Here is an 11552-nt window from a genome sequence, read left to right as displayed (position 1 = left end):
CAACAGCGCCCCTGTAGCAGAGCTCGGCTGGCCGCCGAGCCGCTCGCTTTTCCTAATCAACCGTTCAAGGTCACTATCCCGCGTCAGCAGACGAGATTTTGCGGAGCACAGGGGTGCGGCAGCAACAGTAGAAGTATCGGGGGCTGTCCAGCCGGACTTTGCCAAAGGCGGTGCGGCAAACGATCGTTCCGCTGTCCTTGTGGGCCAAGGCCAGATCGCAGCCTTCGCAGATGGAGCGGCGAGCCAGCCAGGATGCCACCTGTGCCGACACTGCTGCCTCCTGGATCCGTCGCAGGAGCTCGCGCCCTTCTTCGAGCCGCATGCCCAGGTTGCTCAAGTTTAGTTCGTCGTCCTGACGTTCGACGACGCCGAGCTGGATCAGTTCAGATGCCGCAGCGGCGCCTTCAATTCGAGCTTCGATGATCAAGCGCATGGTGTCCTCTGAGTCGAGTTGCTTCGCCCCGAAAGCGTAGACCGGCTTCGGCCAACAGGGCGCCGAATTCTCGACCTCCCGCACTTTTGTACGCTCTCCTTCACGGCTGATCGCGCCCGGCAAGACTACACCGGAGTTCCAAGAGGCGCAGAAGACAGTATTCGTTCGCGGAGGGCCGAAATAAGGTCCTGCAGACCACAACAATCTGCGCTGTGCTTTGGGTCGTAGCGCACCGAACTATAGCGATCATGCGGGCAACCGCCGTTGCAGGTCGTGTAATACGGACAGCTCGACATCGCCTTGAGACTTCGCTCTTCGTTGTTACGCAGACGGACAAGGGGCTGCGAGCGTCGTATGGCGGTGAAATCGGCGTCGTACACGTTGCCGATCGTATAAGACGGGTCCCCAACGAAAAGGTCGCAATGAGCGAAGTCGCCGTTCGCTTCCACCAGAAAGTGCTTGCCAATGCATGCGCCCGCCAGAGTGCAAGCACCGGCGTGTTCACCCTTAATGCGGCGGCGCAGGGCTTCGAGTTCGCGAATCTGTATGTTGGTGTCGCCGTGACTCTCCCATACGTCGTAAAGGCCGATGAGAAACTGCGTCATCGCGGTGTGGTTCGTGTAGTGCTCAGGAGGCGCCAGACGCAGCGCCCTTGGTCGTTCGAAGAACGTCGGGTCATTGACCGGATTCGCCGATATGAGCCCAAACTTTGGCACGCCGAGGGCCACGATGAATTCGAAGAGCGCGCGCGGGCCAAGCTCGAGCGTCGAACGATCGACCACCATCAGAACGCCGAAATCGATACCCCAGTCCTGTAGCAACCGGATTCCACGCTCCACGCGTTCGCCGGACCCGCGCCCGGAGATGAACGGACGCTGTACGTCGTGGAGCGAGCGCGGCCCGTCGATGCTGACGCCGACCGCGAAGCGATTTTCAACTAGGAACTGACACCACCTGTGATCGAGCAGCGTCCCATTGGTTTGGAGCGCGTTACCAATCTTCTGGCCGTCCCTTTTTAGGCGCGACTGGACGAGCATCGCCCGCCGGTAGAAGTCGATCGGCAACAGCGTCGGTTCGCCGCCGTGCCAAGTGAACTGAGCGCGATCCACCTCCGGGTCGCGTAGGATGGCTGCGGTTACTCGAGCGACGGTCTCAAACGACATGTCGAACTCTTTGCCCTGCCTCCAATCGTGGCAGTAGCTGCAACGAAGATTGCAGCGGCGAGTGGCCTTCATGACGAAACCGGCGTGCATTGCTCATTCCTTGGGCTGGGCGAGGCAGTCGAGCAACTCACGTTCTGCGTCCGCCAGTAGTTCATTAGGCGGAAAGAGACGCAGACGCTCATGGGGGCCGATCGCCGTTAGAAAAACGTGCTCAAGCAGCGCACGCTCCTCATGCGGCAACGTTTCCGCATACGCGCTCAGCTTCTGAGCGAAGGAACGGATAGTGTCGTCCGAGGAAGGCATTCTTTGAAATCCGACCTTTCAACGATCAAGTCTTTGTTGTTGCGGTGATTTCTTGGACCCACGAGGGGCCGTCCTCGTCGACCTCTGCAGAAACGCCCTCGAGTGCTAGGAGTAACTCTACGAGGAACTGCTCAAGGTTGAAGTCCGCCGCCTCAACTTCAATTGTCGTGGTCGTCTGCACTACATCGTCGCCGGCTGCCCGAACACCGTGCGAGCCCTTGTCCAGCACGGTAATGAGCAGAGCACGCTCTTTTGGCGAAAGGGAATCGCCCCATTTCGCGAGCTTCCGCGCAAACTTCTCGAAGTCCGGCTTCTTGAAGACGATGCGCCGTGATCCCAGCTTCTTTTCTTTCTCGTTAGCCATGCGATCCTTCCTTTCAATAGCCATGCGACCACCGCTGCGCGCTCGCGTACTATACGCATCACTGTGGACAGTGCGGCAAACGCGTTGACAGAAGGGACACTTGTCCCCGCCATGCTGTATGGCACGGCGTGGAAAGAAGCGCGCACGACCGAACTGACCGCGCTGGCGCTGGCCCAAGGCTTCATCGGCGTCGACACGGCGAATCAGCGGCGCCACTATCACGAGGCCGGCGTGGGCGAGGCGATTTCCGCCTTCGTCTCAAGCGGCAGGTGCGCTCGCAGCGATCTGTTTCTCCAAACCAAGTTCACGTATGCTGTCTCGCACGATGACCGGATTCCCTATGATGCGAAGGCGAGCTTCGCGACGCAGGTCCGTCAGTCATTCGAGCGCTCTTTACTGAACCTCAATACGGATTACGTCGACTCGTATCTCTTGCACGGCCCGTCACGGGCAGGTGCCCTGGGCCCCCCGGATTGGGAAGTCTGGAGAGCGCTGGAATCCCTGCAGCGGGAAGGCAAGACACGATGGATCGGGGTGAGTAACCTTACGCTCAAGCAGCTTATAGAGCTCAATCGATACGCAGAGATCAGGCCTACGTTCGTGCAGAACCGTTGCTGTGCTCGCAACGGGTGGGATCGCGAAATTCGGGCTTTTTGCCGATCAACTGGGATTCTCTATCAGGGCTTTTCGCTGCTCACCGCCAACGCACGCGAACTCGAGCATCCCGTAGTCCAAAGGCTGGTGGCTCGAACCGGTAGGTCGCTCGCGCAGATTGTCCTCCGGTTTGCGCTCCAGATCGGAATCGTTCCGCTGACCGGTACTACCAATGTCGAAAACATGAAAGACGACATGGCCTGCTTGGATTTCAAGTTGGAACCAAGCGACGTCGACTCCCTCGAAAGCATCGGGATCAGTGTTGCATAGAACACCGAAAACAGACATCTCTCGACACCCGCGATGATGTTGTCGGTCGATTGGGGCAGGAAAATGAGCACGCCCGTTTGTGGTGCATTTCGTCAAAGCCCCTTTTCGACCTAGATCAACGAATTTGGGGAGGCGAAGCGCGGGAGTCGGCGCAGAATGCCGAGAGCGCCATTCGTTCGGGCTCCTTCCGTTTGCGGATCCGCGTAGAGGGAATTCGATTTGGCCCACTCTCGCGCGCCTCCTCCCGATTCGAAGGAACAGGCTACAAGCGACCCTGCGTTTTCCGTGTCTGCCCCGCAGCTGTCGTTGCCAAAGGGCGGCGGTGCCATCCGCGGCATGGGCGAGAAGTTTGGCGCGAATCCTGTGACCGGCACCGGCACAATGAGTGTGCCGATCTTCGCAAGCCCCGGACGCGCCGGCTTCGGGCCGCAGCTGTCGCTCTCCTATGATTCCGGCGCCGGCAATGGACCCTTCGCATTGGGCTGGCGCCACTCGGTGACAAGCATCTCGCGAAAGACCGACAAGGGCTTGCCCCTGTTTCGCGACGACCATCGCGACACCGGGAGGCCGGACGTGTTCATGCTCTCCGGCCACGAAGACCTCGTGCCCGCGCTAGTCCAATCCCCCGGCGGCGAATGGAAGCTTGAAGTCATCCCTCCACGCATCGTTGGCGGCGCCACGTATCGAATCGAACGCTTTCGCCCGCGCGTTGAAGGCCTGTTTTCGCGAATCGAGCGATGGACCTGCGAGTCAACATCCGGTGATGTCTTCTGGCGATCGATCACCAAGGACAACATCACCAGCTGGTACGGCAAAACTGTCAACAGCCGCATCGTCGACCCGAAGGACGCCACACGTATCTTTACCTGGCTCATCTGCGAAACCCACGACGACAAGGGCAACGCGATGGCGTATGAGTACAAGGAAGAGAACTCCGACAGCATCGACCTGCTTCAAGTTCACGAACGCAATCGCACCGCTCAGACCCGAGGCGCCAACCGTTATCTCAAACGCATCCGGTACGGCAATCGCACGCCCTGGTTTCCCGAGCTGACGCCGGCCTCGGCGTGGCCCGCGCTTCCTGCGGCCAATCAATGGCATTTCGAACTCGTGTTCGACTATGGCGAGCACGACACCTCCACAACGACGCCCGAAACGGAGACCCGGAAGTGGCCCGTGCGAGCCGATCCGTTTTCATCTCGTCGATCGTGTTTCGAAGTGCGGACCTATCGGCTGTGTCAACGCGTGCTGATGTTCCATCGGTTTGCGGAACTCGGCAGCACGCCCTGCCTCGTGGCCTCGACCGACTTCACGCACCATGCGGCACCGCTCGCGAGCTACCTCAAATCGGTCGCGCACAGCGGATATACAAGGCAGGCCAATGGAACCTACGTCAGAAAGTCGACGCCGCCGTTGGAGTTCACCTATTCCGAATCGGAGGTCGATGAAGCGACGCCGGTTCGCACGCTCGATCGCGACAGTGGCATCAGCTTGCCGGAAGGGGTTGATGGCGCACGCTACGCCTTCGTCGACCTTGATGGTGAAGGGCTATCCGGCATCCTCACCCAGCAAGGCGGCGGCTGGCTCTACAAGCGCAACTTGAGTCCTCTCGCCCAGGTCGAGGAAGACGGACACAGCGTGACTATGGCCCGCTTCGCCCCGGCGCAAGACGTCGCGACTTTTCCCGCGCTGGCCATGACGCCGGGCTCCAAGCAGATGTTTCGCGACCTGGCGGGCGACGGCGCGCTGGATGTCGTCAACTTTCACGGGCCAAATCCCGGATTTCACGAGCGCACGCCCGACAGGAATTGGGACGCCTTCATCCCCTTTCGCTCTTTGCCCAACGTGGCCTGGAACGACCCTCACCTGAGGTTCATCGACCTCACGGGCGATGGCCTCGCGGACCTCGCCATCACCGAAGACCATGCGCTGCTGTGGCATCCGTCCCTGGCAGAAAATGGCTTTGGTGCCGCGAACATCGTGCAGCACGCGCTCGACGAAGAAGCCGGACCGCGGTGCGTCTTCGGGGAAGCGGAACAGTCGATATTTCTTGCCGACATGAGCGGCGATGGCCTGGCGGACATCGTGCGCATTCGATACGGCGAGGTGTGCTAATGGCCGAACCTGGGCTACGGTAAATTCGGCGCCAAGGTCACGATGGGCGGGATTTCGCGCTTCGACGCGGAGGACGCCTTCGATGCGGCGCGCATCCGGTTGGCGGACATCGACGGCTCCGGCGTTGCGGACATCATCTATCTGGCGCCCGATGGTCCTCGCCTTTATTTCAACCAGGCCGGAAACGCGTGGTCAGCGCCCACCACCTTGTCGCAATGCCCGAGGCTCGACGACCAGTCGACCGTGTTGACCGCAGATCTGCTGGGCAACGGCACGGCTTGCCTGGTCTGGTCATCGCCTCTCGCGCCCTACACGCTGCGGCCTTTGGGGTGATCGTACTTTTCGTGTAGTTTGATACGGTTTGCCTTGAGAGCCTTTGCTGGCGCGGGTTTCAAGGAGCTGGAAGCGCTTTCGTGGGCGGCGGCCGGCGGCGATGTACAGTCGTGAGCCTGATTGGTCGGTCATGTCCACCTATGCCTATCGCTTCGTCGGTCTGGAGAGCCTGCCCGCTCGCCTGACAGAGTTCGACCTCCAGCAGTTTTTCCAGCTTGGCGCTGGCGACGCGGACGCTGTTCGCCAGCGGTTCCGCTCCGACCGCAGGGTCGCAGGCGCGCTGCAACTGCTGTTCCTTCGGGCGTGCGGGCGACCAATGGACCGCTCTTCCGTCTTGCCACGTAACTTGCTGCGGTACGTGGCCGAAACGCTGGAGGCGTCGCCATTGACCATCGCGAGCCTGCGCAGCCTCTACGAGCGCCGCCCGACCCTGTACGAGCATCAACAGTGGGCCAGGAACTATCTCGGCCTCAAGGACCTCGATGCGGCCGAAGAAGCCGATCTCGTGACCATGCTGGCGGTCCACGCGGCGGAGGCCGTGCACTCCGACGACCTCGTCACGTCCGCGTGCCATTGGCTCTATGACCACCGCATCCTCATTCCCGGCCAGCGCCGCGTACAGGACTGGGCCCGTGATGCGTTTGCCACGAACGAAGCGAGCATCCGTCATGCGATCGCCGCCGAGATCTCTCCCGCCGCATTGCGTCGCTGCCGGGAATCCGTGTACAGCCAGAGGCCCGATGGCGTTTTGTCTCATCTCGAGTGGATCAAGACCCCGTCCAGGCGCCACGCCCCTTCCACCCTGACCGAAACGCTGGAGAAGATCAGCTACCTCAAGGCGCTTGGCGTGCACGAGTGGTCGTTGGCAGGCGTCAGCTTGCCCAAGCAGCACGCCTACGCACAGCAGGTGCAGGCGCGACGTCCGGCCAAGAACCGCGACCTCAAGGAGACCCGCCAGGCGATCGAACTGGTGTGCTTCCTGCGCGTGAGCTTGCTTGAACTCACGGACATCGCGGTGCAACAAAACCTGCGACGCAGCCAGCAGCTGTTTCGGGAAGCCGCGCAGAAGGTGAAGGCGACGCGAGACCGTTCGGACAGCGTTGCACGAAACCAGGCGCGCCTTGCGCGTGACGTGCTGCGCGATCCTGCCAAGTCCTTGCAGGCGCGGTGCCTTGAAGCCGACCGGTTCCTGAGTAGCTTGCTGGACGCGTCTCCGAAGAGCTTCGTGTCCGAGGTCAGAAAGGCGCTGTCGACCGACCACCAACGTGTCAGGGCGGGAGTTCGGCAGTCCCACGAAGGACCGGGCCTTCGAGCAGTTGGCCGCATGGCAGCAGTTGCGGGCCATGAAGGCGTCGGAGTTGCCCGGCGACTTCGCCCTTCCCGATGTCGGCGTCGCATGGCACGACCTCGTTCACGACGTCGATCCGCGCTTCGGCCTGCATGCGTTCGCGGCGTGCACCATGATGTCGCTGCGCAAGAGCCTGAGAAATGGCCGTGTCTGGATCGACCATTCGCTGACCTTCCGCTCGCGCGAGCAGATGCTCATCTCCCCAGCTGAATGGGCGCGCGACCGGCAGGCCCACCTCGCCTTGTTGGGCATGCCTGCAACGGCCGACTTATTCCTCGCCCCCCTCCTCCACAACCTGAGTGCCGGCGTCGCCGCGGTCGCCGAAGCCTGCGAAAAAGGTTCGCTCGAAATCGACGCCGAGGGCATGCTGCATCTTCCTGCCGTCACAGCCCTTCCCGACGAAGGCGAACCGCGCCGGTTGCGTGACCTCATCTACAGGAAGGTCGGTGACGTTCAGTTCCCCGATCTTCTGCTGGAAATCGATGCCCTGTGCAACTACAGCGAAGCGCTCTTGGGCCACCGGGCGGAGACCGTGGCCGAACTGCTTGCGTTGTATGCCGCGATGCTCGCGCACGGCACCGACATCGATGCAAAGAGCGTTGCGGCGATGATCCCCGGTCTGGACACAGCCTCCGTGTCCGTGGCAATGCGAGCGCTCGAGACCCACGGGCGTTTGCGGCGAGCCAATGAACGCGTGGTCGAGTTCCAGGGCCGCATTCCGATAGCTGCGCTCTGGGGCGACGGCGCCAAGGCCTCGGCCGACATGATGTCGCTGGACGCATCGCGTCATCTCTGGAGTGCGCGTACCGATCCGCGTCGTCGCACTTACGCAGCCGGGATCTATACCCACGTGCTGGACCGGTGGGGTATCGTCTACGACCAGCCCATCGTGCTCAACGAGCGCCAGGCTGGCGTGGCGGTCGAAGGCGTTGAGCGGCACAACCGCAGTGAAGAGCGCATCCGACTGTCGCTGCTTGCTGTGGATACGCACGGCTACACGAGCGCGGCCATGTCAGTCGCAAAGTTGCTCGGCTTCGACCTGTGCCCTCGCCTGCGGGACCTTGCAGAGCGCAAGCTGTACCTGCCATCAGGCTTTGCCGTGCCGGAAGGCATCGAGCGCGCGACGATCCAGCGGCTGTCGCGCAAGGCGATTCACTCAGGCTGGGACGAATTGCTTCGCTTCGTCGCATCGATCCGGATCGGCAAGATCGGCGCCGACGTGGCGCTGCGCCTGCTCGGCAGTGCCGCACAAGGCGACCCGGCGTACAGAGCGGCCGACCATCTGGGCCGTCTGCTGCGCAGCATCTTCCTGTGCGACTACGTTGCGATTCCCGACTTCCGACGCGAGATCCACATGCTCCTGAGCCGCGGCGAATCGGTGCATCAGTTGCAGCGCGCCGTTTACACCGGCAAGGTGGCGCCGGAACGCGGGCGGCGACGCGACGAGATGAAGGCAATCTCCGGCGCACACGCGCTGCTGACGAATATCGTGCTGGCCTGGAACACCAACCGCATGAACGATGAGGTCGAGCGCATGCGCACGAACGGAGTTGACGTCGACGATGCATGGCTGCGTCGCATCGGGCCCGTGCACTTCGGACACATCAACTTCCGGGGCACCTTCCGCTTCAGAATCGATGCGTACGCCTCGGCACTGCTGCGGCCCGGCGCGGCGTCAAGAGCCGCAGTCAAAGTTTGAAAGCTTTTCACATGACGTAGGTCGCGAGTGAGCGTCGAACAGCGAGACTCAGCCCCGTCGGCTTGAAAGAGCGTGTCAATCTGCATGAAAAGGCCAACCCTGCGCAGAAACCTTGATTTCTAAGTTGTTGTCGCGATTGAGCTTTTTAGGCCTAACCGTATCAATCTGCACGAAAAGTACGATCACCCCGATGAAGGGCATGCCTCACAGCTTGCGATTTCTGTCCGGCCACGCTCCTCATTGCGGCGCGTCAATCGGGATGAGAAGGGATGGCGTGGGCGGGAGGTTTGCCCACGGAGCACGTCGTCGGTGATCGCGGTGGAATCAGGTATGGAAGAGGTTTCTCGATCTTGCCAAACCTTCTCTGTGCCTGGACGTCACATCCACGATCGCCAAATGAGGTTGTTCATGAAGCTCAGGCTATCCAAGTCGTTGCCGGTGGCGGCAGCGCAGGCGGGGTTCAGTATTGCCACGGCGTACCGCATTGAGGAGGATCAACGCCTGCCGTCGCAGAAGAAGGAGCAGCGCGCGGGCGCCGCCGCCCGGACCAGTTGGCTGACATCTTCGATTCCGAAGTCGTGCCGCTGCTGCAGGCGGCACCGGGCATTCGGCCTGTCGCGATATGCGACGAGTTGAGTCGCCGTCACGAAGATCTGTCACGCGGTGTTCGCCGCACGCTTGAGCGACGCATTCGAGCATGGCGCGCGCTTCATGTCACCTTCCGGCGTAATGGAGCCACCCAGTTCCGGCATATAGGAGCCGGCTGCAATGAGGTTGAAGGGCACCATCGAAGCTCTCAAGCTCGAGCGGTTTTGGCCTCAGTGGCAAGACGCTGGCGGATGACCGCCGGCAGCTGGCGCGGAGCCCGGTAACGGTAGCGCCAGCTTCTTAAGCCGACTGGTGTGTAAATATTAAACTCATTCTGTGCGACCCGCCGCAACAAAACATGGAATCGGGTTTGACTTAGCGTGAGCGTTGGCCTGAGGATTCGCGAGTGATTGGTCGAAGGGCTTGCTGGAGGTTCTGCCCCTCCTTCTAAGAACAGCGCATTGCACCACCCATCCCGCTCAAAATCATTGGCCGGAAGTTGACGTTAATCGTGGCCGAGAGTGCATTGCTGATGAATCAAGATTTAGCATCGTCTTATCTCGCTTGTATCCTGCTGATGATTGGCCAAAGGTCTGCGCTGCTGCGCTCAGAAATCCTTCCCATGTTCGCGGGTACCGCTCAACTGGCAGCGAATTTTCGACACTGGCGCCGGACTCCGAGATCGGTGATGCGCAGGAGTATGCGAGCGGCAGCCGCGATCCAGCGTTGCGGATTGGGGTGCCGTCATTTCGGCTCAGTCGGCCTACGTCCGCTGCCTGCATCCGTTGCCGACTTTGACCTCTACGCGAAGAAGTCCCGAGTGACCCGTTCATCCTGGCCGATTCGGGCATGTGCTTCAGGCCGACTTCGAACTGCCGCTCGAGAAGCAAAGAGGTGCGCCTGCGTTGGCTGAAGCGGCTGTGTCGCCTCCCGGTCGAGCGAGGTGCTTGGAGAATTGAGAGGGTCAGGGGCACACTACGAAACCTATCGGATGAACCGGGCTTGCCACCGCGATGGATGCGCGTCAGACCGTTACCGCACTTCTTGCCGCCAGCGCGCTGCTTGTCTGCTTGATGACGCTGACCGTGGAGGTCTTGCGCCGAACGCCTTTTTTCCCGCAAGCTGGCGGAGATCCGGACACTCAGTCGCCGGCCCGCATGAGTGTCGCTTCACAGGCGCTCAAGTTGTTCGTGCGAAACGGCGACGTTGCCGGCCTGCGCTTCTTCGGCATTGCTCTTGTGGCGAATATCGCTGCAGCTGCAGCTATCTATTGGATCCTGAACATCGCTCCCGAAAGCGTGCCGCTGTCGACCGACGAGGTCCTCGATCCCAAGCTGAAGGAAGAGCGGCTCGCCCACGAGAAGGAGCAATCAGTCAACGCGTCCTTTTTCTGGGTAATTCTGAGTGTGTTCCTGGTCCCGGCCGCGACTGCCTACGACTTCGTGGCGTTGACGATTCTCTTGGCAGCACACACCCGCACCACTCAGGAGGGGGGCCCCCGGCGGATGGCGATGGCAGTGGCGGCCGTGCTCGTGCTCATCCACGGAGCACCTCTCGCCGCACTGGCAGCCTCCCGACTTTTGGACTGGGAAGTCCTCCTGCTGGCGCTGGCAGGCCCGAGTGTCTTCCTTGGCGGTACCGTGGTCTCTGCCATGGCATGCGGCCCGTGTGCCGTTGCGCTGCTGCCGGCAGCACTCACGCCAGCACTGTTCGCGATGGCGGTGATTGCGCTGTGGCGTGTATTGCGGACGCTCGCCTGGTCGCCCACTCATGTGTCTTTCGTTCGCGCGCTGATGAGACAAGAGCCGGCACGGCTGCGCCTGCTGTTTTCGACGCTGGCGATGGCGAGCATCGTCAGCGCGGCGCTCTCGATCCACTTCGGTGTGCTGGTGTTGTATGCAGCAGGGAGCCTGGCCCTCTTGTTTTCCGTGCTGGCGCTGGCTCGACTCATCCTGGGGAATGGGCGCGCCAAACGATGGGCGAACCAGCTCAGCCGCAAGCTCCGTTGTGTTGAAGGGCTGGCGCAGCGGATGTCCCGGCTTCACGCTTCCTGGCTGGGCCTTGTCGTGCTGCTGCCAGCGCTGCTGATCGTCACGGATTGGACCCGGAGCCCGCAAACGTGGTCGCAGAGAGCCGTGTCGCCGCTGTGGGCCGACGCGGAGGGAACCTGCGGGTTCTGTCGCGGTAACGACGCACGGTAAGCTGCGGCGAGATGAAAAACAAAGCCCCTGCGATGATCGACGCTCTGCACAAGGTGATCATGCGGATGCATTACCCGCTGG

8 protein-coding genes and 2 pseudogenes are annotated in these 11552 nt (G+C 61.5%); 6 read left to right on the top strand and 4 right to left on the bottom strand.

The window, feature by feature from the left end:
* Positions 1 to 73 precede the first annotated feature (73 nt).
* The 4 genes from QTI66_RS38800 to QTI66_RS38785 form a co-directional block, all read right to left on the bottom strand.
* Positions 74 to 433 carry a hypothetical protein gene (locus QTI66_RS38800; protein WP_286565708.1) on the bottom strand — a complete coding sequence of 120 codons (360 nt, stop codon included), beginning with the start codon at positions 431 to 433 and terminating at the stop codon, positions 74 to 76.
* A 125-nt stretch (positions 434 to 558) separates the two neighbouring features.
* The gene (locus QTI66_RS38795) at positions 559 to 1686 is read right to left on the bottom strand and encodes a radical SAM/SPASM domain-containing protein (protein WP_286565707.1); all 1128 of its coding nucleotides are present in this window, start codon (positions 1684 to 1686) and stop codon (positions 559 to 561) included.
* 3 nt (positions 1687 to 1689) lie between these two features.
* The gene (locus QTI66_RS38790; protein WP_286565705.1) at positions 1690 to 1899 is read right to left on the bottom strand and encodes a hypothetical protein; all 210 of its coding nucleotides are present in this window, start codon (positions 1897 to 1899) and stop codon (positions 1690 to 1692) included.
* Between the two features lie 25 nt (positions 1900 to 1924).
* Positions 1925 to 2263: a hypothetical protein gene (locus QTI66_RS38785; RefSeq protein WP_286565704.1), complete on the bottom strand. Its 339-nt coding sequence runs from the start codon at positions 2261 to 2263 to the stop codon at positions 1925 to 1927.
* A gap of 111 nt (positions 2264 to 2374) precedes the next feature.
* Here QTI66_RS38785 and QTI66_RS38780 point away from each other — a divergent pair, with 111 nt between their 5' ends.
* The 6 genes and pseudogenes from QTI66_RS38780 (at position 2375) to QTI66_RS38750 (ending at position 11471) form a co-directional block, all read left to right on the top strand.
* Positions 2375 to 3187 carry an aldo/keto reductase family protein gene (locus QTI66_RS38780; protein WP_286565703.1) on the top strand — a complete coding sequence of 271 codons (813 nt, stop codon included), beginning with the start codon at positions 2375 to 2377 and terminating at the stop codon, positions 3185 to 3187.
* Between the two features lie 285 nt (positions 3188 to 3472).
* The gene (locus QTI66_RS38775) at positions 3473 to 5302 is read left to right on the top strand and encodes a SpvB/TcaC N-terminal domain-containing protein (RefSeq protein WP_286565702.1); all 1830 of its coding nucleotides are present in this window, start codon (positions 3473 to 3475) and stop codon (positions 5300 to 5302) included.
* A gap of 42 nt (positions 5303 to 5344) precedes the next feature.
* Entirely contained in the window at positions 5345 to 5635 is a 291-nt protein-coding gene (locus QTI66_RS38770; protein ID WP_286565701.1) for a hypothetical protein, read from the top strand.
* A 130-nt stretch (positions 5636 to 5765) separates the two neighbouring features.
* Positions 5766 to 8682 (top strand): annotated as a pseudogene (locus QTI66_RS38765) (Tn3 family transposase).
* Positions 8683 to 9048: 366 nt separating this feature from the next.
* Positions 9049 to 9434: pseudogene (locus tag QTI66_RS38760) on the top strand (IS21 family transposase); the annotation flags it as partial.
* Positions 9435 to 10283: 849 nt separating this feature from the next.
* Positions 10284 to 11471, top strand: a complete 1188-nt coding sequence (locus QTI66_RS38750; RefSeq protein ID WP_286565700.1) for a hypothetical protein — start codon at positions 10284 to 10286, stop codon at positions 11469 to 11471.
* Positions 11472 to 11552 lie beyond the last annotated feature (81 nt).

This window comes from Variovorax brevis (assembly GCF_030317105.1).
GTDB classification, from domain to species: Bacteria; Pseudomonadota; Gammaproteobacteria; order Burkholderiales; family Burkholderiaceae_C; genus Variovorax; species Variovorax brevis.
The sequence above is the reverse complement of the archived record's forward strand: the minus strand, read 5'-3'. Positions and strand labels throughout refer to the sequence as shown.